Below are 20,570 nucleotides of genomic sequence, written 5' to 3' on the forward strand. Positions count from 1 at the left end.
GATCCAGGGGTCAGTAGCGCCCCCAGGTGAAGCGCGACGAGAGTGCGAAATTCCACACCGCGGCGACCACGATTCCGGCCAGCGCCGAGACACGCCAATCGCCATGCTGGACGTTGTGGAGGAACGCCGCCACCCCGACATTCGCCGCCGCGCCCACCGCGCAGACGATGCAGAAGCTCACCCAGCCGGCGAACAGCGCCTTCGCGCCCTTCAGCCGCTGCTCGCGATACGTCAGCGTATTGTTGAGGAAGAAGTTGAAGGTCATCGCCGCCAGGATCGCGATGACCGTCGCAGTGACGAACGGCACGTCCGCCTCGCGAAACAGCAATCCGAGCACCAGGAAGTGGATGCCCGCGCCGATCGCGCCGATCGCCGAGAACATCGCGAAGCGCACCGGCACGACCTTGCCGAACATCCGGTCGTAGATCGCGATCAGATATTCCATCGCGACGACGTGATCGAGCTTGCTCTCGCCCTCGCTGCGCGTGCGGAACACGTAAGGCAGCTCGATAAAGGTCAACGGCTTGGGCGAGGCGGTCATGATGTCCAGCAGGATCTTGAAGCCGATGGCCGATAGCGTCGGTACCAGCCCGCGCACGATGTCGGCACGGATCATGAAGAAGCCGCTCATCGGATCGCTGAGTTCGGCCTTGAGCACCCGGCGTGAAAGCTTGGTGGCGAAGGCCGATTTCGCCACGCGGTCGCGGTCCCATTCGCCAGTGCCGCCGCCCTCGACGAAGCGCGAGCCGACCACCAAGTCCAGCGCAGGGTCGCCAGCCAGCGCATCGAGCATGGCCGGCAGCAGCCGCTCGTCATGCTGCAAGTCGCCGTCGATCACCGCGACCACGGGCGCCGCGGTCGCGCACATCCCCTCGATACATGCCGAGGAGAGCCCGCGGCGGCCGATCCGCTGGATCACCCGCACTCGCCTGTCGAGCCGAGCCAGCTCGCGCGCCGCATCGGCCGTGCCGTCCGGGCTGTTGTCGTCGACGAAGATCGCTTCCCAGTTGCGACCTTCCAGTGCCTGGTCGAGCTTCGCGATCAACGTCGGCACATTCGCGCGTTCGTTGAAGGTCGGAATGACGACTGCGAGCTCGAGCAGGTCGGAGGTCACCGCAGCGCCTGCAACACGGCGTTACCCATCGCCTCAGTGGTGTGGGTGCCGCCAAGATCCGGCGTACGAGCGCCGCCGACAAGCGCGTCCGCCACCGCCTTCTCGATCCGTTGTGCGGAGGTCTCATCCTCCAGCGAATGCCGCAGCAGCATCGCGGCGGAGAGGATCGCCGCGCATGGGTTCGCCTTGCCCTGCCCGGCAATGTCGGGCGCCGAGCCATGGATCGGCTCGTACATCCCGTTGGCGCCGCTCCATGCGCTGAGCGAAGCCGAAGGCAGCATGCCGATCGATCCGGCGCACATGCTCGCCTGGTCCGACAGGATGTCGCCGAACAGGTTGCCGGTGACGATCACGTCGAACTCGGCCGGGCGGCGGACGAGCTGCATCGCGGCATTGTCGACATACATATGCGTGAGCTGGACGTCGTGATATTCGGTGCTCAGTTCGTTCACCACGTCGCGCCACAGCTGCGAGGTTTCGAGCACGTTTGCCTTGTCGACCGAGCACAGCTTCTTGCGCCGGCGGCGTGCCATCTCGAAGCCGACCCGGGCGATGCGCTCCACCTCGGCTTCGTCATAGCTCATCCAGTCATAGCCCTGGCGCAGCCCCTCATGGTTGGTGCGCCGGCCCTTTTCGCCGAAATAGACGTCGCCGGTCAGTTCGCGGACGATGACGAGGTCGAGCCCTGCGACCACGTCGGCCTTGAGCGGCGAAGCGGAGTCGAGCCCGGGGAACAGCTTGGCGGGGCGAATATTGGCGAACAGCCCCAGCTCGCGGCGGATGCCGAGCAGCGCGGCTTCGGGGCGAAGGCGGCGTTCGAGCGCGTCGAAGCGCGGATCGCCGATCGCGCCGAAAAGCACGGCATCGGCACGCTTGGCCAGCGCCAGCGTCTCCGGGGGCAGCGGACGGCCGGAGACCAGATAAGCCGCCCCGCCGATCGGCGCTTCCTCGAACGACAGCCCCAGATCGAGCGCTTCCAACACGCGGCGCGCCTGGGTCGTGACTTCGGGCCCGATACCGTCACCGGGCAGAACTGCAATCAGCGGCATCCGCGCTCCCTCAAGAAATCGCGCCCGCTTTGCCGCCAGCGCCGCGCTTACGCAACCGCCCGCTTGAGCCGATCGACCAGCCGCACGCGGGTCGCCAGCACATCGGCGCTTCGCCCGATCAGCAAGTCGCGCTCCAGGAAGTGGCTGGTCAGTCGCAGCCCGTCCAGGATGTCGCCCCATTCCGCCGGGCCGCCCTCGGTCAGGAACGTCGGCAGCCGCAGCAGCCGGTCCTCATAGCCCTGTCCCCCGATCCGGCTGACGGCGATCCCCGATTTGGGGCTGACGAAGGCGAGGTCCTGAGAGGCTCCGGTCGCGGCGCAGCGTTCGAGATCGAGCCCGAAGCCGAGTTCGGCAAGCAACAGCAGCTCGTAGCGGACGATCGCGGTGGCCCAGCCGCGCGCGGCCGGCGCCGCCTCGATCGCGGCAAGCACCCCGTCCAATGCGCCGTAAAGCCGCGGATAAGGCTGCGCCTCGGGCAACGTGGTCGCGGTTAGCGCGGTCGCCCATTGCAGCGCCACTGCGGGCAGCGGCTCGCCAAACAACGGCGCGCGGCTGTGGATCAGTTCGACGGTCAGCCCAGCCAGTTGCTCGTCGGTGCGCGAGCGCCAGTCGCCCAGGATAAGATTGGCGGGCTGGAGCACCGGGCGCAGTGCGCGCGATCGGCCGCCGCGGACATACCCCGGCTGCAGCCCGTCGCTCTCGGTCAGCGCACGCGCGACGGCGCCATACTCGCCATGCGCCCGGACGCTCAGGAGGATGGCTTCGGCACGCAAATGCATGCCGCGAGCCTAGCCGCGGCGCAGCCGCTTGGCGAGGTTGCCGAGCCCGGCCGAATGGACCAGCCTTTTGACCTGCGCGACGCTGGCATCGAAGCCGCCGAGCGCCGCCATGGTCAGCCGATTGGCGAACGATGGGCGGAGCAGCAGCAAGTCGACGCACGACACCCCGCCGGTGGCGAACTGGCGCTTGTGCTGCCCCTCTCCCTCGGTGAAGTCGAACGTCGCGAACGGTCCCTCGTCGAACAAGTCGCGCACCGCGTGCAGCTGAAGCACGGCGCCCGGCGACAGCTCGTTGAACGCCGGATCATGCCCGACATAGGCATAGATCACCGTATCGCCGACTACGGGGCAATAGAGATAGGCAGCGGGCTCGCCGCCGATATAGAGCAGCCAGGCACGCACCCGTCCGGCTGCGGCCGAGGCATGCATGCTGCGGACGAAGTCGGGATTGTCGGGCAGGCCAGATCCGAGCAGCCGCTCCTGATAGGTTCGCAGCGAAATGCGTCGTGCGGCGTCGTGGAACGCCTCCATCTGCGACGGCGCCGAGAAGCTGCGGATGTCGAGCGCGCCGCCCGACGCTTCCGCCACCTTCTTGGCCTTGCGGCGCAGGCTCTGGCGGGCGTTCGACGAAAGTCCGCCGAACCAGGTCTCGAAGCCCAAGGTCAAGTCCAGATAATAACGCGTATAGCGCTGCCGGACGAAGGGCAGCATGCCGTTCGACGCCTTGACCAACGGCCCCACCAGCCCTTCGGGCAACGACGTCGTGACATAGCCATGTGCCGTGCGGTCCAGCGGCGGCAGCACCGGCAGGCGGGCGGCACGCGCTTCGGCAAGGCTTAGCGGCACGCGCACCAGCGTGCGGTCGACGGTCATCAGCGTGCGCGCGCCGATCTCGAATTTCAGCTGGGTTTTCCGCGCACGCCCCGGCTCCGCGCGAACTTCGGCCATCGCGTTCACGCCGCGCGCTCCTCGACCCAGTTCGACCAAAGTTGCTCGGCCTGGCGCAATCGGGTGCGCAATGTGCTTGGTCCCAGCGGACGGTCGACTTGGCCCAGCGGCATCGCCGGACAGTCGCGAAAATGTTCGGTCACCAAGGTCCCCTGCCGCTCCGCCAGCATGCGGCACAATGATTCGAACCGGCGGACATGCACTGCGTTTGGGCGCGTGCCCGCCCGATTGGCAAGCTCGAAGCCGTGGCCGACGATCGTCACTGCGGCGTGCCGTTCCCGAACCGCGTGGGTCAGCGCCGCGCGCATCTCGGCAGTGGACAGCGCGCAGATCTGGAAATGGCGAAGATGTCCGGGGCGGTCCTCGATGCAGGTCACCGGCACTTCGACGATGCCGTTGTGCGCAACCGGCGCGATCTGCCGCGCGGGCAGGTCGATCGCGCTGGGCCAGGGATGCTCCGAGCCGTTATGGCTCGAATCGTAGCGGAAGCCGAGCCCGGCCAGCGCGCGCAGCGTATCGTCGTTCGCCGAATAGGAGCCCGATCGGAACGCCGTAAGCGGCCCCGCCCCCGCTTGCGTCAGCAGCTCGGCCGCCTGGGCGATCAGCCCACGCTGCCCTTCCAGGTCATAGTCGATAAGCTCGAACAGCCCATAGCTCGCGCCCTTGTCGTCCGCGCGCGCGCCGGTCCAATTGGGATGGAGGTGCAGTTGCACCTCCTGCCCGGCCACCTGGATACGCTCGACGACGCGGCGGATCGGATCGAGGCCATAAACCAGCGCGGGCATGGGATCGACGAAGAAGCAGGCCTTCAGGCCATGACGGGCCAACTGCTCCAGCTGCCAGGCCACGCCGACCCCGGCGGGCTCCAGCGAGCGTTCCGCGACGGTGGCGCGATCGAGCCCGGCGACATGATGCCGCCACATCAATTCAGTGTCGATCGTGATGAAGACGCGGGTGGTCATGCCGCCCAGTGTTAGCCGGACGGCGTGAACAAACTACCAATCGCCGCTCAGGGCACGACGCCGTAGCGGGCATATTGCTCGTCGATACGCGGCCACATCAGCCGCGCCGCGGCAAGATCCTGTTCGGCGGCCTTGTCGCCCTTCTTCTTCAGGATGATACCGCGCAGGAAGAGGCTGGCACTCATATCCGGCGCGACATCGAGCGCGGCGTTGAGGTCGGTAAGTGCATCGTCCATCCGCCCGAGACGGTAATAGACCAGCGCCCGGCTGTCGTAGATCGCAGCCGGCTGCTCGGCCATTTCAATCGCGCGGGTGCAGTCCTTGAGCGCGGTGTCCAGCGCGACGTTCAGCGTACCCTTGACCCAACAGCGGCTGTTCAGCAGGTCCGCCTTACCCGGATTGGCCTTCACCACCCCGTCCAGCGCCGCGACTGCCTCGTCGGACCGTTTTGCCTCCGCCAGAAGGTCGGCCTGCAGCGTGACATAGGACGCCTTTTCGTCGCCTCCCGCGTCGATCCGTTCCGCGATCATCGACAGCGCGTCATCCTGCTCCCCTTTACGAAAGCGCAGCGTCGCCACGGTGTTCACCGCGCCGATCGAACCAGGGTCGAGCGCAAGCGCCTGTTCCGCATCCTTCAGCGCGGCGGCGTCGTTCCGGATCTGCTGGAACACGCTCGCCCGGCTGAGATACAGGTCGGCGGTCGGTGCCAAGGCGATCGCCTTGTCGAGATCCGCCTTGGCGGCCTTCCAATCCCAGACGCTCAGGTTGAAGTTCGCCCGATTCTCATAGCCCAGTGCCTCGTCCGGCTGCTGGGCGATGGCCCTGCCATAGGCAGCGAGGATCGGCTGCAGGGCGCCGCTGCGCCGCGCGTCCTCCACCTGCCGCCAGCCGGAAGGGTAGCTGGCCGGCGCGATCGCCTTCAGCAACCGATTCTTGGCAAGCGACACCTGGCTGCGGGTCGCAGGGATGTCCTTCGGCGCGATTTCCAGCCCAAGATTCTCGACGCGGTCCTCGACCCGCAAGTTGCCACCGGCAAGCGCGGTGGTGCGGGAGATGCGCGCCCCGGCAAGTGTCGGCGGGAGGCTCTGGTCGCCCTCCAGGACGAAGCCCTCGCCTCCCGCGGGCAATTGCACGCTGGTTCGATAGACGATCGTCGCGGGGGCACCTGCGGCGACCGGGATGTCCTTCCACGCGGGCCGCACGCGATCGGGCGCGAAGGTGATCTCGGAGATCGTCTTGTCCAGCAGCAACCGGTAGCGGCCGTTCTCGACATTCCATGGGCTGGTCGCGATCCCGGTCGCACGGATCGTCCCCGTGGCGGTTTCCGGGTCATAGTCGATGCTGCTGTCGAAGATGATCGCACCATCCCCGACCAGGCGTGTCGCGGTGCGTTGCGCGCCCTCGTTGCGCTGCTCCTTGGTCATCTGGCTCGAAGCCGCCTGAGTCATGCCAGCCGCCGCGCCGCGCATGCGCAGCTTTACGGTGAACGGCGCCGGCAGCCGCAAGCCCGCACGCTGATCATAGTTCAGGTCGACTTCCACCAATGGCCGGGCCGGCGCCCGCGTTTCGAGTGGCGTCAGCTCCGCCCCCTCCGCCCGAAGCGGCAGCACGTGGCGAAATGCCGGAGCATCGTCGAGATCGGCCAGCCGGGTGCCCGATCCGGTGCCGTCCAGCCAGAGTAGCTTGCCGCCCACGGTCGCGCTCACGAGCACATGATCGAACGCGCCCGGGCTCGGCAACCTGACCGGCACCTGGTCCCCCAGTTCCATGCTGGCGGCGACGGCCTCGGCATCGATGTTCAGCGCACGCAGCATGGCGAGCAGGAGCAGGGTCTTGGCCTTGCAGTCGCCATAGCGGAGCGACCAGGTCTGCGCCGGCGTCTGCGGGACATAGTTGCCGCCGTCCATGCCATTGAACAGATAGCGGACCTCGTCCTGCACCAGGCGCAACGCCGCCGCCGCGCGGACGCGCGGGTCCGTGGATTTCGCAGCGATCTTGGCCACTTCGGCGGCAAGCGGGCTTCCCGGTGCGATCAGCCCGTCGGTCTTGTAGAGCGGTGCCATTACCCGCGAGATCGATGCCCAATCGGCGAAGCTCGATGCCTCGAGGATCGGCAGCTTGCGATAGCGGACCGGCGCGTCCGCCGGCAGCTCGGGCAGCTTCGCGAGCGGCAGCGGGATCTCGATTTCGTTGAATCCACCCTTGGCGACCACCTGGGGCTTCAGCCCGTCGACATAGGTGCGCCAGCCAAGCGCCGTGCCCACCGGCCAGCTAAGACGCGCCCGCGCGAACTTGGCACGGGCAGGATCGGTGAGGAGTCCCTGTGCCGCCTGGACATTGCCCTGCAGCGCCTTGTCGCGGCTGGTGGTGGAAAAGGATATGCGCAGGACGTCGCCCACGCGAAGCCCCTCCGCCTGGAGCGTCGCCGTCAGCAACCCGTTGAGCTGGCGCTGCTCCATCTGCTCCTCACGGCGCAACACCTGGAAAGGCTGCTTGCCTGCCACCAGGTCGATGACCTCCCGGCCGCGAAGAATCTGGGCGCGGTGGATGATCAGGTCGCCGGCGTCGGGCTGCCAGGGCAACTTGATCTGGCCCACGTCGCTCAGCATCTGCGCCGACACGGCGCGGACTGCCTGGTCGGTATAGGACCAGAGCTGGCCATCCGAAACACGCTGCTGCTGGTCCAGGATGATGATCGCCGGATCCGCGTCGGTCAGCTTCGCTACATCGGGCTCGGGCGCAGCCGATACCCAGGCGGGAGCCGCCTGGTAGAGCGGCTTGTCACCGGCATGCGCCGCCCCCGCCGCGCATAGAAATGGAATCAGCGAAACGCCACCACGCCACATCAGTCTTTCCCCCCGGTATTGGGTAAGGAAAGTAGCGGCTCGCAACCGGCGCACAAGCGAAGTTATCGTGCAGGAACCATGCAGATGCCGCCACGCGAGCTTCGGCTCGTCTCGCGCCGTCCGCTCTATTCTACCGGGCGTGGTAGAAGTCGTAGACCTGTTGCGCGACAGCGGCGGAAACCCCGGGGGCTTTCTTCAAATCCTCCAAGCTGGCGTTGCGCACTGCCCGCCCGGTGCCGAAGTGCATCAGCAGCGCCTTTTTGCGCGCCGGGCCGATGCCCGGAACCTCGTCCAGCGGCGACGCGCCGATCGCCTTGGCGCGCTTGTCGCGATGGGCGCCGATCGCGAAGCGGTGGACTTCGTCGCGCAGCCGCTGGAGATAGAACAGCACTGGCGAATTGACGGGCAGCGTCAGCTCGCGCCCGTCCATCAGGTGGAACACCTCGCGCCCGTCGCGGCCGTGATGCGGCCCCTTGGCGACGCCGACCAGGCAGACATCCTCGATGCCCAGATCCTCCAGCACGCCCTTGACTGCGTTCAGCTGCCCGCGCCCGCCGTCGATCAGCACCAGGTCCGGCCAGTCGCCCTGCGTCCGGTCCGGATCCTCGGCCTGCGCGCGGGCGAAGCGGCGGCCGAACACCTCGCGCATCATGCCGTAATCGTCGCCTGCGATCGTCTCGGGGCGCTTGATGTTGAACTTGCGGTACTGGTTTTTGCGGAAGCCTTCGGGTCCCGCGACCACCATCGCCCCCAGCGCGTTGGTGCCCTGGATGTGGCTGTTGTCGTAAACCTCGATGCGGTTCGGCGGCTCGGGCAGCTCGAACAGGTCGGCGACCTCGGCCAGCAGCTTGGCCTGGGTGGTGCTCTCCGCCAGCCGCCGGTCGAGCGCCTCCACGGCGTTGCGCTGCGCCTGTTCCAGCAGCCGCCGGCGCGGTCCGCGCTGCGGCACCCCGATCGCCACCTTGTGCCCCGAACGCTCGGCCAGCGCCTCGGAGAGCAGCCTCGCCTCCTCCAGATTGCGGTCGACGAAGATCGTCTTGGGCGGCGGCACTTCCTCGTAGAATTGCATCAGGAACTGCGTCAGCACTTCGTCTTCGGGCACTTCGTTGGTGTGCGCCGGGAAGAAGCTGCGATGCCCCCAATTCTGCCCGCCGCGGATGAAGAAGGCTTGGACTCCCATCACGCCGGACTTGCAGGCAAGCGCGAAGATGTCGACGTCGCCGACACCTTCGGCGTTGATCGCCTGGCTACCCTGGATGAAGGTCAGCGCCTTCAGCCGGTCGCGCAGGATCGCCGCCAGCTCGAAGTCCAGGTTCGCCGCAGCCGCTTCCATCTGCTCGCCCAGCTTGGCCTGGACCTGGGTCTTTTTGCCCTGGAGGAAGTTGCGCGCATCCGACACCAGGTCGGCATAGCCTTCGGTGTCGATCCGCCCCACGCACGGTGCCGAGCAGCGGCGGATCTGGTACAGCAGACACGGCCGGTCGCGCGTCGAGAAGAAGCCGTCGGTGCACGACCGCAACAGGAACAGCTTCTGCAACGCGTTGAGCGTCTGGCGCACCTGCCCCGCCCCGGCGAACGGGCCGAAATAGTCGCCCTTGTAGCGCCGCGCGCCGCGATGGAGCTGGACCCGGGCGAAATCGTGATCCTGCCGCAGCAGGATGAACGGGAACGACTTATCGTCGCGCAGCAGCACGTTGTAGGGTGGCCGATAGCGCTTGATCAGCTGCGCCTCGAGCAGCAGCGCCTCGGCTTCGTTGTTGGTGGTGACGATCGTCATCGACCGCGTCTGCGCGACCATGCGCTGCAACCGCTTCGACAGGCGAGTGACCTGGGTATAGTTGGTGACGCGGTTCTTCAGCGCGCGCGCCTTGCCGACATACAGCACGTCGCCGCGCGCATCCTGCATGCGATACACGCCCGGGCGCACCGGCAGCGTCGCCAGCACGTTGCGGATCGCCGCGACGCCCGCCTCCAGGTCCGGCGTTTCCGCGCCGCGGACCGTGTAGGTCGCGGTCTCCTCGTTGAATCGATTGGGGGAATTGGGGTCGGACATTACCAGCCGATCTAGGGAGTCGTGCGCCGTCGCGCTACTTCTGCGCCGCGGCGTTTTCCATCCGCGCCGCCTCGGCCTCGATCTGGTTCATCATCTCCTGCGCGCGCAGGCCGACATCCTCGCGTTCGCGCTTCTCCTGCGCGTGGTGGCGCAGTGCCAGGACGAGCACCGCCGCTGCCAGCACGAGCGTGACGATGCCGGCGATCTGGAGCCAACGATAGCGGGGGTTCGGTGCCATGCGACAGCCTTAGCCGCGCTTCGCCTCGCCGTCATGAAAAATGCCGCTCCCAGGCATCCCCGAGAGCGGCATCTGAACCTTGCGAGGCGGTCGAACTCAGTTGAGCCGGCCAAGCCCCGAGATCGTGTGGTCGACCAGCGAGCGGTCGGCAGCGGCATCGTGCTTCTGCGCGATGATCGCGGCAGCCGCCTGAGTCGCCGCGTCGGCTGCCTTGGCGCGGATCGCGTCCACGGCGGCGCGTTCGGCCGCGGCGATCTTGTCCTCGGCCATCTTGGCGCGACGGACCGTCAGCTCGGTCGCGTCGGCCTCGGCCTTGGCAAGCACGCCCTTTGCTTCTTCCTCGGCATGGGCGATCATCGCCTGCGCCTCGGTTTCGATCGACGCGATCTTGCGCGCATATTCGTCGCGCAGCGCCTCGGCCTCGGCGCGAAGCTGCTTGGCTTCGTCCAGCCGCGAGCGGATCGCCGCGATCTGGTTGTCCAGTCCGCGGGTGATCGCCGCCGGCACGCGCTTGAACACCAGCACGGCCAGGAAAACCGCCATCGCGATCGAAACCCAGACGGTGGCGTCCAGCCCGAACACCGAAGGATCGGGATGATGCGTGCCCGTCGGGCCGATGCCGCCCTCTTCGGTCGACAGCGCGTGCTCGCCGGTGTCACGCAGGGCCATGCCCTCGCCGTGACGCGCGGCGGTCAGATTGTTGTCGACCGCCACGCCGGCGTCCTGTGCCTGTGCCTGTGCCTGTGCCTGTGCCTCAGCCATGGAGCACCGCCTTCACTGCATTCTCGGCTTCCACAGCCGAAACCTCGGCGCCCGACAGGCGTGCGACGATGTCGCGCGCGGCGTCGGCCGCCACTGCCTCGATCTCCGCGGTCGCTGCGACGGTCGCGCTGGCGATGCGAGCCTCGGCCGCGGCGATCGCCGCTTCCTGGGTGGCACCGGCAGCCTTGAGCCGCGCTTCCGCAGCCGCAGCACCCTGCGCCCGCGCTTCGGCAACCCGCGAGGTCGCCGCTTCGCGCGCTGCATTCTCACGCGTCCGCCACTGCTCCTCCGCCGTGTCGGCAGCCGTGCGGGCAGCATCCGCCGCCGCCAGGTCGCTCGTCACGGTCTGGTCGCGCAGATCGACGGTGGACAGCACCCGGGGCAGCATGCCCAGGCCGACCACGAAGAAGACGAAGCCGAACGCCAGCAGCGTCCAGAAGATCTGGGACGCGTAGGTATCGGCGATCTGTTCTATCTGAGGCATTGCAATCCCATGCCGAAAACGGGCCGGCACATGGGCCGGCCCGGAACCGTTAGGCGACGAAGATCAGCAGCACTGCAACGACGAATGCGAGCAGGCCGAGAAGCTCGGCGGCCGCGAAGCCGATGAACATGTTGCCCTGCTGGCTGGCAGCGGCACCCGGGTTGCGCAGCGCGCCCTGCAGGTAAGCCGAGAAGACGTTGCCCACGCCCAGCGCGGCCAGGCCGGCGCCGATTGCTGCAAGGCCGGCGCCGAGGAGCTTGATCGAGTCTGCGTCCATTTGAGATACTCCCTAGAAAAGTTCGAAGTTGGTCAGGAAAAGCGGATCAATGATGGTCGTGCAGGTGCACGGCATCGTTGATGTAGAGCGAAGTCAGCAGCGCGAAGACATAGGCCTGCACGCCCGCCACCAGCATTTCGAGTGCCGACACACCGGCCATCAGCGCGAAGCTCGGCACGCCGACCAGGATGCCCAGGCCCGCGCTGGTGTTACCCGCGTTGATGATGAAGCCGGCCAGCACCTTGAGCAGGATGTGCCCCGCGGTCATCGCCACGAAAAGCCGCAGCGCCAGGCTGAACGGGCGCACCATGAACGAGACGAACTCGATCGGGGCCACGAGCAGCAGCACCGGGATCGGCGTGCCCTTCGGCGCGAACAGCGAGAAGAAGCGGAAGCCATGCTTGGCGAAGCCGACGACCAGCACGATCGCGAAGCTCAGGATCGCCAGCACGCCGGTGACGGTGAAGTGGCTGGTGACCGTAAAGGGGTGCACGCCGACGATGCCGAACGGCAGCAGGCCGAGCACGTTGGCGAACAGGATGAACATGAACAGCGAGAACACGTAGGGCGTGAACTTGCGCCCTTCCTTGCCGATGTTCGCCTTCAGAAGGTTGTCGATGAAGTTGGTGAAGGTCTCGACCATCATCTGCCAGCGTCCCGGCACGATCGCGCGCTTCAGGCCGCCCAGCATGAACACCCACAGCGCCACGGCCGCGACGCACATCCACAAGGCCGAGTTGGTGAACGCGATCTGGTGGCCGGCCAGGTTGAAGCCGTCCCAGATGGTCTGCACCTCGAACTGGTGCATTGGATCGATCTTGCCGCCGCCTGCCGCCACGTTCGTTTACCCTCAGGTCCAATTAGCCAAAGCGCCCGAAGGTTTTCACTTCGAGCGCTGGTTCGAAATCCGTATGATGTTCCTGAAAGCACTCGCAATTCCGAGGAAAAGGAGCGTCAACAGGAGCCAGGGTGACGTGCCGAGCAGCCAATCGAGCGTATAGCCGATCACTGCCCCGCCGATCATGCCGCCGATCAGTTCGGCCAGCACCCGATTGCCCAGGCGATAATTGGCATCAGCCTCGCCCGTCGGTGCGCCGTTCCTGACCGCCTCTTCCAATTTTGCCCGCCTCAGCCGCTCGTCGAGCGACGTGATGCGTGCATCCTCCTGAAGGGGTTTCAGCCCGGGCTCTTCCTCTGCCATCCCGCCTCTCCTTACCCGTTTAGAAGGTGGCCAGCCGCGATGTGCCGAGGGCGAACCCGCCAGGCACCGGCGCTTTAGGAAGGGCCGCCGGGCGAGTCAACCTTTGCAACAATTCGGTAAGGCTCCGTTCATCGGCGTGGGCGGCGTGCAAGTCACGGCATGACGAAAGGATTTTCCCGGGTATAGTCGCGGGCATGCCTGGAGAGCCCTCCGACAATAGCGGTCATCGCGCGCGGCTGCGACAGCGTTTGTTCGAAGGCGGGCCCGACGCCCTGCTCGACCATGAACTGATCGAATATCTGCTCGCCCTGGCGATCCCCCGCCGCGACACCAAGCCGCTGGCCAAGGCGCTGCTGCACGAATTCGGCGGCATCGCCGGCTTGCTCACCGCCGATGCCGAGGCGCTGGCGCGGGTGCCCGGCATGGGCGAGACCAGCGCCGCCGCGCTGAAGGCCGCCCATGCCGCCGCGCTCCGCCTGCTGCGCAGCCAGGTCGCCGCGCGGCCGGTGCTCGCCAACTGGCAGGCGCTGCTCGACTATCTCCGCGCCGACATGGCGCACCATGTCATCGAGCGGGTGCGGGTCCTGCACCTCAATTCCAAGAACATGCTGATCCGCGACGAGCTGATGAACGAAGGCTCGGTGGACGAGGCCCCGGTCTATGTCCGCGAAGTGATCCGCCGCGCAATCGACCTGGGCTCCGCGGCGATCATCCTGGTCCACAACCACCCCTCAGGCGACCCCTCACCCTCGCGCGCGGACATCGAGATCACCCGAGCAGTGGCCGAAGCCGGCAAGCGGCTCAACATCACCGTCCACGACCACGTCATCATCGGCACCGAAGGGCATACGAGTCTCAGGGCGAAGGGGCTGATCTAGGCCGTAGAGTTATAAAAGAGCGGCTTGTCGGAAAGCGCCCCAATTTCGGTCGTTTAGGCGTGCTACGGGGATCACGAAACCGGCCATTCCACATTGCGAGCCAGTCGCGTTCTTCAGGGCTCAATGGCTGCTTCCGGCAATTCGATTGAGCGTTCTTCAGGAGGCGAACACAGGGCTTTGACCACGTCGTAGTAGTTGTTCCCACCCTCATCAGACTGGCAGTTCACCAAGCGCATACCGGCTCGTGCGAGATGCGCGGCATAGACGGCTGCTCCTAAGGAGATCGATGTGCGGCCGGTCAGCGTATCGCTCCACGTGCACACCTCGCGAGGGGCGCTGAACAGGAAACGTCCGCCCGGTTCTAGCGCACTTGCCACCCTGTGAAAGAGCTTCCGCTGGTCCTCGGCGTTCAGCAGGAAAACAAATCCGATGGACACGGCGCCGGCGAAGGTCCGGCCAAAGAAGTTACTGGTTTGGGCTGCTTCACAGGCGGCAGGCATGTCTGGAAAATGCCGACGAAAAGCCGACAGTAGAGAGGGCGACGCATCCATTCCCCACACGGTAAAGCCCTTGCGCACGAGTGTCTGGGCGATTGGCACGCCGGACCCGCAGCCTATGTCTAAAATCGCGGCCGATGAACGCAGATAGTTAGTCGCCCACGATCCGACCAACGCTGAGCCGAACTCTGATCGGAGAGCCATGAACTGGTGAGCTACTGCATCCCAGCCAGCGGAATGGTCGATCGTCACGCTGCAACCTCACCGACAGATCCGCGGCTACTAGCGGCTCCGCAAGCTGCCGACACCAATCTCATCGCCGATCGCTTGCCGGAGGGCAGCTTTTGCCTGCTCACGCCTAAAAGCTGACGGTCGGCAAACCACCCATAGGTGGCCGTCCAGCCCTTACACCAAACGCGGTCGTTATGGGCCCACAGCGCAAGACCTCACCGCAGGAGGGAAAGGCCGCTCCCACCATTCCACGGCGAAGGCCGGGGCTCAGATTCGACGAACTCTGAAGCGGCAGCCCGCCCTCGATACCATATTGCGGCTGGGCCCCGGCCTTCGCCGGGGAACAGCTGCAGGCCGCTGATCGGCGAGCCTGAACACCCTCACCCGTTAGGGCGATTCCGCGCCTTCTCTCGATCCGGCTGCTTGTGCCCGTGATGCGGATCCGGCGTCGCGGTCGGCGAAGGTCCGGGGGTAGGCTGCGCCGCCTGGGTGGCAGGGGTCGGCGTGGGAGCGGGCCCCGGCACTCGTGCCGCTTCGGCGGGATCGCCGGGCGGCGCATCGTCGGTCGCCGCCGCCGGGTCGGCCGGGGGTTGGGGTGCCTGCGGGCCGGCCTGCGGCTGCGTTTCGGGGTTCGTCGTACCGGGTCGCGGCGCGTCCTGCGCCACACCCGGCGCAGCGAACATCAGGCAGCCGGTTATCATCAATGCCTTGAGCATGATCCGATCTCCTCGTCGGCTTCGTCTCGCGCCCCGCCGGCAAGAACCGCGGCCGCAGCAGAAACCTTCTGGAAACCGAATGCTCTACGTCCGCGCAGGTTCCGGCGCGGGTCCATTTGCGGCGCCCCGCCCCCGCTGCTAGATGGCGGCGCATCCTATCTGCCTGCGCGGCACCGCGCGGCTTCGAGTCCAAGAGGAACACCATGGTCCCCCGTTATGCCCGCGCCGAGATGACGGCGATCTGGTCCCCCGAAGCACGCTTTGCCATCTGGTTCGAGATCGAGGCGCACGCGACCGAAGCGCTGGGCGAGCTGGGCGTGGTGCCCAAGTCCGCAGCCAAGGCGCTGTGGGACTGGTGGGCGACCAAGCCGACCATCGACGTCGCCGCGATCGACGCGATCGAGGCCGTCACCAAGCACGACGTGATCGCCTTCCTCACCTGGGTCGCCGAACAGGTCGGCGACGAAGCCCGCTTCATGCATCAGGGCATGACCAGCTCGGACGTGCTCGACACTTGCCTCTCGGTCCAGCTCGCCCGCGCCAGCGACATCCTTCTCGCCGATCTCGACCAGCTGCTCGAAACCCTCAAGCGCCGCGCCTTCGAGCACAAGCTCACCCCGACGATCGGCCGCAGCCACGGCATCCATGCCGAGCCGGTGACCTTCGGCCTCAAGCTTGCCGAGGCCTATGCCGAGTTCAAGCGCAACCGCGAACGCCTGGTCGCCGCCCGCGCGGACATCGCCACCTGCGCCATCTCGGGCGCGGTCGGCACCTTCGCCAATATCGATCCGCGCGTCGAAGCGCATGTCGCCGAAAAGCTCGGCCTTTCGATCGAGCCGGTTTCCACCCAGGTGATCCCGCGCGATCGCCACGCGATGTTCTTCGCCACGCTCGGCGTGATCGCCAGCTCGGTCGAGCGCCTCGCGGTCGAAGTACGCCACTTGCAGCGCACCGAAGTGCTCGAGGCCGAGGAATATTTCTCGCCCGGCCAGAAGGGCAGCAGCGCGATGCCGCACAAGCGCAATCCGGTGCTGACCGAGAACCTCACCGGCCTTGCCCGCATGGTCCGCAGCGCGACTATCCCGGCGATGGAGAATGTCGCTCTGTGGCATGAGCGCGACATCAGCCACTCCTCCGTCGAGCGCTATATCGGCCCCGACGCGACGATCACGCTCGACTTCGCCCTCACCCGCCTCAACGGCGTGATGGACAAGTTGCTCGTCTATCCGGTGCGCATGCAGAAGAATCTCGATCGCATGGGCGGCCTCGTCCACTCGCAGCGCGTCTTGCTCGCGCTCACCCAGGCCGGCGTCAGCCGCGAGGACAGCTACCGCCTCGTCCAGCGCAATGCGATGAAGGTCTGGGAGTCCGACGGCGAACTCTCGCTGCTCGAACTGCTCAAGGCCGATCCCGAAGTGACCGCCGCGCTGTCGGTGGAGGAACTCGAGGACAAGTTCGACCTGGGCTACCACTTCGCGCAGATCGATACGATCTTCGCGCGTGTGTTCGGGTGAACCCAACCCACAAGGCCCTGCGTGACGGCACCCGTGAGGCGCATGAGCGCGTGGATGCGGCGTTCGCCGGGTTCGACCTAACCGATCGTGCCCAGTACGCCGCCTTCCTGCACGCGCATGCCGAAGTGCTGCTGCCGCTCGAGGCGGCACTGGACGCCGCCGGCGCAGAACGGGTCACGCCCGACTGGCCGTTGCGCAAGCGGGCCACGCTGATCGCCGAGGACCTGGCGTTCCTGCGCGATGCAAGCCCCGATGCCGGGCCATCCGACACGCCGGCATGGCGGCTGAACACGCTCGAAGAGGTTGCGGGCGCGCTCTATGTGCTCGAAGGGTCGCGGCTCGGCGGCAAGTTCCTGGCGCGCCAATTGCCCGCCGACTTCCCCCGCGCCTATCTTGCTCCAGATCAACCGGCTGAGAACTGGCGCAATTTGCTGGATCGTCTCGACGCGATACTATACGAGCCTGCAGGATTGCAGTCCGCCCTCGCTGCCGCGCACCAAGCTTTTGCAGCCTTTGAGCGTTCCGCTTTGCGTCGGACGAAGATCAAGGACTGAGAGTGGCGGACCAGAAACCCGGATTCGAGGTCGATCTTACCAATTGCGACCGTGAACCGATCCACGAACTCGGTGCGATCCAGCCGTTCGGCTTCCTGCTGGCGCTGTCCACCGACTGGATGGTGCGCCGCGCGTCCGCGAACATCGACCAGTTCTTCGGGATAAGCGCCGAGGATATGCTCGGCACGTCGGCGATCGCCCTGTTCGGCGAGCATGCCGTCCACACCATCCGCAACCGCCTCGCGATGCTGCGCGGGCCCGATGCGGTGGAGCGGCTGTTCGGGATCAGGCTGGCCGATGGGCGCCGCTTCGACTTCGCGCTGCACATGACCTCCGACACGGTCGTCATCGAGGGCGAGGCGACGCTGGAGGAAACGAGCACCGATGCCGGCTCGGCAATTCGCGCGATGATGGGCCGCCTCGACGAGACTCCCGACGAGACCGCCTTCTACCGCGAAGGTGCACGCCAGGTCCGCGCGCTGACCGGCTTCGACCGCGTCATGGTCTACCGCTTCGACACCGACGGTTCGGGCGTCGTAGTCGCGGAAGCCGCCCGCGCCGGGATCGGCAACTTCCTCGACCTGCGCTATCCCGCGACCGACATCCCCAAACAGGCGCGCCAGCTCTACATCCGCACGCCCTTCCGGATCATCGCCAACGTCAACGCGGAGCCGGTGCCGATCCTCCCGCGCCTTGATGAGACCGGCGCGCCGATCGACCTCTCGCTCTCGGTCCTGCGCTCGGTATCGCCGATCCACATCGAATATCTCAAGAACATGGGCGTCGGCGCCTCGCTGTCGATCTCGATCATCGTCGAGGGCAAGCTCTGGGGCCTGTTCGCCTGCCATCATTACAACCACCGCCGCCCCAGCTTCGAACGGCGCTCGATCGCCGAGCTGTTCGGCCAGATGTTCGCACTGAAGCTGGAAAGCCGCGAGCGCCGCGACCTGTCCAAGTTCGAGACCGCGGCCCGCGCCAGCAGCGATCGCCTGCTCGCCGCGGTGGCCGGCGACGCGACGCTGCTCGACAATCCGGACTGGCTCGCGGCGATGCTGCGCGAAACGGTGCCGTGCGACGGCATCGCCATCTGGATCAACGGCAAGTGCTCGCACACCGGCCTGACTCCGCCCCCCGAGGCATTTCCCGCGCTGGTGCGGCGCCTGAACGCGATGGCCGCGGGCCGGATCTTCGCGACCGACCATCTCGTCGGGACCCTGCCCGCCGCGGCCGACTATCAGGATGTCGCCGCGGGCATGCTCAGCATCCCGATCTCGCGTTCGCCGCGCGATTACGTGATGCTGTTCCGCCAGGAAAAGCTGCGCACGGTTAAATGGGCGGGTGATCCGCACAAGCCGGCTCAACTCGGCCCCAACGGTGCCCGCCTCACGCCGCGCAAAAGCTTCGAGCTGTGGAGCCAGGAGGTGCGCGGTCGCTCCGATCCGTTCACGCCGGTGGAAATCCGCATCGCCGAGATGCTGCGCGCCTCGCTGATCGAAGTGGTGCTGCGCCTGTCCGACGACGCGCAGGAAGAGCGCCGCCGCTTCTCCGAACGCCAGGAACTGCTGATCGCGGAACTCAACCACCGCGTCCGCAACATCCTGAGCCTGATCCGCGGGCTCGTCCGCCAGTCGCTCGATCCGGAGGCCGACACCCGCAACACGATCGCGTTGCTGGAGGGCCGCATCGAGAGCCTGGCGCGCGCGCACGACCAGATCACCCAGGACAATTGGAGCGCCGCCCCGCTCGGCCGGCTGATCGAGACCGAGGCCGCGGCCTATCTCGCCAGCAAGAGCCAACGTCTGTCGTGCAACGGTCCGGCGGTGCTGCTCGCCCCCAACGCCTTCTCCACCATGGCGCTGGTCTTCCACGAGCTGATGACCAACTCCGCCAAATATGGCGCGCTGTCGGATAGCGGCACGGTCGACGTGACTTGGCAGATCAACGAAGAGGGCGACCTGCACATCCGCTGGCGCGAGCGTGGAGGTCCGCCGGTGCAGGCGCCCAAGCGCCAAGGCTTCGGCACCACCATCATCCAGCGCTCGATCCCCTATGATCTGGGCGGCACTGCTACGGTTCGCTACGCGCTGACCGGGCTGGAGGCGGATTTCTGCGTACCCGCCCGCCACATCAGCCGCGAAGAGCCCGGGCGGGCCGCGCCGGCCGCGCCGGCGGCAGTGACGCTGGCGCCGGGCGAGGCCGCGCCGGTGGTGAAGCCGCTCTCGGGCGTGGTCCTGCTGGTCGAGGACAGCCTGATCATCGCCATGGATGCCGAGGACATCCTGACTCGCCTCGGGGCGACACGCGTGGTCACCGCCGCCACCATCGCCCAGGCGCAGCGCGAGCTTGCCGCCGAGCAATTCGAGCTGGCGGTACTCGACGTCAATCTCGGCTCCGAGACCAGCCTGCCCGTCGCCCAGTCGCTGCGGGACCGCGGCACGCCCTACATCTTCGCGACCGGCTATGGCGAGCAGCTCCGCCTGCCCGAGGAGCATGAGGGCGCGACCGTCATCCAGAAGCCCTATACGATCGTCAGCCTCGGCGGCGGCATCGCGCGGGCGCTGCGTCCGGAGGGCTGAGCAGCCGCTTGCACTGTGGATTTGCCGGCCTAAGCAAAGGTGCGGATCATCCACGGAGGCGGGCATGGCGATCGGCGCAACGGTAGGCAGGAGCGGCATCAACGAACTGGCCGACGTGCTGGTCGTCCAGCATCTGTTGAACCGCTGGCTCAAGGTGCAGGGCGAGCCGACCCTGCAGGCCGATGGCGATGCCGGCGCGCGCACGCTCGCGGCGATCACTGCCTTTCAGACGCGCGTCCAGCAAAGCTCCAGGCCGGACGGACGCATCGATCCAGGCGGCCTCACCTGGAACGCCCTGTCGAGCTGGACGCCGCCCTCGGCACTGCTGAGCGGCGCCGCATGGTGGCAGGCGAACCAGGGCCGATACCCGAACAGCGCGCGCTTGGACGACCTCGCCCCCGCGTTCCGCAAAAAGGTCACGGCGTTCCTCGATGCATTGGAGGGTGCCGGCGCCAGCGTCGACATTGCGTCCACCCGCCGCGATCTTCGCCGGGCACAACTCATGTCGCATAGCTGGCGGATCGCCAGGGGCACGCTCCAGCCCGACGACGCACCGTCGATCCTGGGCGTGCCGATCGCCTGGCAGCACGCAACGCCGGCCCGGTCGCGCGCGGCGGCGCAGGAGATGGCCGACCGGTTCGAGATCGCCTTCGAACCCTCGCTCACCTCGCTGCACATCGAGGGCCGCGCGATCGACATGACGATCAGCTGGGCCGGCACGCTCCGCATCCGCGACCACGCCGGCAGACTTCGCAGCCTCACGACGCCGCGTTCGGGCAACACCAACCGCGATCTCCACGCAGTCGGCGCAAGTTACGGCGTGCTGAAGCTGCTATCCGACCCGCCGCACTGGAGCGAAACCGGACGGTAAATCGCCGCTGGTGCCGGCGG

General features: G+C 66.9%; 20 protein-coding genes. 5 read left to right on the forward strand and 15 right to left on the reverse strand.

The annotated features are described in order from the left end of the window. Positions 1 to 10: 10 nt before the first annotated feature. From LZ586_RS07365 to LZ586_RS07425, 13 genes are all read right to left on the reverse strand, one after another. Positions 11 to 1,114, reverse strand: coding sequence for a glycosyltransferase (locus LZ586_RS07365; RefSeq protein ID WP_235079156.1), 1,104 nt, complete (start codon positions 1,112 to 1,114; stop codon positions 11 to 13). Next, on the reverse strand, positions 1,111 to 2,163 hold the full coding sequence (gene leuB / locus LZ586_RS07370) for a 3-isopropylmalate dehydrogenase (RefSeq protein WP_235079158.1): 1,053 nt from the start codon (positions 2,161 to 2,163) through the stop codon (positions 1,111 to 1,113). Before leuB ends, LZ586_RS07365 begins: the two co-directional genes overlap by 4 nt. A 47-nt stretch (positions 2,164 to 2,210) precedes the next feature. Beyond that, positions 2,211 to 2,942: a DNA repair protein RecO gene (gene recO / locus LZ586_RS07375; protein ID WP_235079160.1), complete on the reverse strand. Its 732-nt coding sequence runs from the start codon at positions 2,940 to 2,942 to the stop codon at positions 2,211 to 2,213. A gap of 9 nt (positions 2,943 to 2,951) precedes the next feature. After that, complete coding sequence (locus LZ586_RS07380) at positions 2,952 to 3,890, reverse strand: GNAT family N-acetyltransferase (RefSeq protein ID WP_235079753.1); 939 nt, start codon at positions 3,888 to 3,890, stop codon at positions 2,952 to 2,954. A gap of 5 nt (positions 3,891 to 3,895) precedes the next feature. After that, positions 3,896 to 4,852, reverse strand: a complete 957-nt coding sequence (locus tag LZ586_RS07385) for a polysaccharide deacetylase (RefSeq protein ID WP_235079161.1) — start codon at positions 4,850 to 4,852, stop codon at positions 3,896 to 3,898. Positions 4,853 to 4,899: 47 nt separating this feature from the next. Next, a complete protein-coding gene (locus LZ586_RS07390) occupies positions 4,900 to 7,698 on the reverse strand; it encodes a DUF3857 domain-containing protein (protein ID WP_235079163.1) in 2,799 nt (932 codons plus the stop codon). Between the two features lie 130 nt (positions 7,699 to 7,828). Further along, positions 7,829 to 9,751: an excinuclease ABC subunit UvrC gene (gene uvrC / locus LZ586_RS07395; RefSeq protein ID WP_235079164.1), complete on the reverse strand. Its 1,923-nt coding sequence runs from the start codon at positions 9,749 to 9,751 to the stop codon at positions 7,829 to 7,831. Between the two features lie 34 nt (positions 9,752 to 9,785). Further along, complete coding sequence (locus tag LZ586_RS07400; RefSeq protein WP_235079165.1) at positions 9,786 to 9,989, reverse strand: hypothetical protein; 204 nt, start codon at positions 9,987 to 9,989, stop codon at positions 9,786 to 9,788. A gap of 96 nt (positions 9,990 to 10,085) precedes the next feature. Then, positions 10,086 to 10,751 (reverse strand): F0F1 ATP synthase subunit B, encoded by a 666-nt coding sequence (locus LZ586_RS07405; protein WP_235079166.1) that lies wholly within the window; start codon positions 10,749 to 10,751, stop codon positions 10,086 to 10,088. Next, positions 10,744 to 11,235: an ATPase gene (locus LZ586_RS07410; RefSeq protein ID WP_235079167.1), complete on the reverse strand. Its 492-nt coding sequence runs from the start codon at positions 11,233 to 11,235 to the stop codon at positions 10,744 to 10,746. The genes LZ586_RS07405 and LZ586_RS07410 overlap by 8 nt, the downstream gene beginning before the upstream one ends. A 49-nt stretch (positions 11,236 to 11,284) precedes the next feature. Beyond that, entirely contained in the window at positions 11,285 to 11,512 is a 228-nt protein-coding gene (locus LZ586_RS07415) for a F0F1 ATP synthase subunit C (RefSeq protein ID WP_033922931.1), read from the reverse strand. A 46-nt stretch (positions 11,513 to 11,558) separates the two neighbouring features. Beyond that, positions 11,559 to 12,320, reverse strand: a complete 762-nt coding sequence (locus LZ586_RS07420) for a F0F1 ATP synthase subunit A (RefSeq protein WP_235079754.1) — start codon at positions 12,318 to 12,320, stop codon at positions 11,559 to 11,561. 75 nt (positions 12,321 to 12,395) lie between these two features. After that, positions 12,396 to 12,713, reverse strand: coding sequence for an AtpZ/AtpI family protein (locus LZ586_RS07425; protein WP_235079168.1), 318 nt, complete (start codon positions 12,711 to 12,713; stop codon positions 12,396 to 12,398). 194 nt (positions 12,714 to 12,907) lie between these two features. On the opposite strand from LZ586_RS07425, the gene radC reads away from it, so the two are divergent. After that, complete coding sequence (gene radC / locus LZ586_RS07430; RefSeq protein ID WP_235079169.1) at positions 12,908 to 13,591, forward strand: RadC family protein; 684 nt, start codon at positions 12,908 to 12,910, stop codon at positions 13,589 to 13,591. A 113-nt stretch (positions 13,592 to 13,704) separates the two neighbouring features. Here radC and LZ586_RS07435 read toward each other — a convergent pair whose 3' ends face one another. Both LZ586_RS07435 and LZ586_RS07440 read right to left on the reverse strand, forming a co-directional pair. Next, the gene (locus tag LZ586_RS07435; protein WP_235079170.1) at positions 13,705 to 14,340 is read right to left on the reverse strand and encodes a class I SAM-dependent methyltransferase; all 636 of its coding nucleotides are present in this window, start codon (positions 14,338 to 14,340) and stop codon (positions 13,705 to 13,707) included. A 359-nt stretch (positions 14,341 to 14,699) separates the two neighbouring features. Then, positions 14,700 to 15,035, reverse strand: a complete 336-nt coding sequence (locus LZ586_RS07440; protein ID WP_235079171.1) for a hypothetical protein — start codon at positions 15,033 to 15,035, stop codon at positions 14,700 to 14,702. Positions 15,036 to 15,238: 203 nt separating this feature from the next. On the opposite strand from LZ586_RS07440, the gene purB reads away from it, so the two are divergent. The 4 genes from purB to LZ586_RS07460 all read left to right on the forward strand — a co-directional run bounded on the left by purB (position 15,239) and on the right by LZ586_RS07460 (position 20,550). After that, positions 15,239 to 16,549 (forward strand): adenylosuccinate lyase, encoded by a 1,311-nt coding sequence (purB, locus tag LZ586_RS07445; RefSeq protein WP_235079173.1) that lies wholly within the window; start codon positions 15,239 to 15,241, stop codon positions 16,547 to 16,549. Then, entirely contained in the window at positions 16,546 to 17,103 is a 558-nt protein-coding gene (locus tag LZ586_RS07450; RefSeq protein WP_235079175.1) for a biliverdin-producing heme oxygenase, read from the forward strand. The genes purB and LZ586_RS07450 overlap by 4 nt, the downstream gene beginning before the upstream one ends. Before the next feature lie 2 nt (positions 17,104 to 17,105). Further along, positions 17,106 to 19,679 (forward strand): HWE histidine kinase domain-containing protein, encoded by a 2,574-nt coding sequence (locus LZ586_RS07455; RefSeq protein ID WP_235079176.1) that lies wholly within the window; start codon positions 17,106 to 17,108, stop codon positions 19,677 to 19,679. 64 nt (positions 19,680 to 19,743) lie between these two features. Beyond that, positions 19,744 to 20,550: a peptidoglycan-binding domain-containing protein gene (locus tag LZ586_RS07460; RefSeq protein ID WP_235079178.1), complete on the forward strand. Its 807-nt coding sequence runs from the start codon at positions 19,744 to 19,746 to the stop codon at positions 20,548 to 20,550. Positions 20,551 to 20,570 lie beyond the last annotated feature (20 nt).

This window comes from Sphingomonas sp. S2-65 (assembly GCF_021513175.1).
In the GTDB taxonomy this organism is placed as follows: Bacteria; Pseudomonadota; Alphaproteobacteria; order Sphingomonadales; family Sphingomonadaceae; genus Sphingomonas.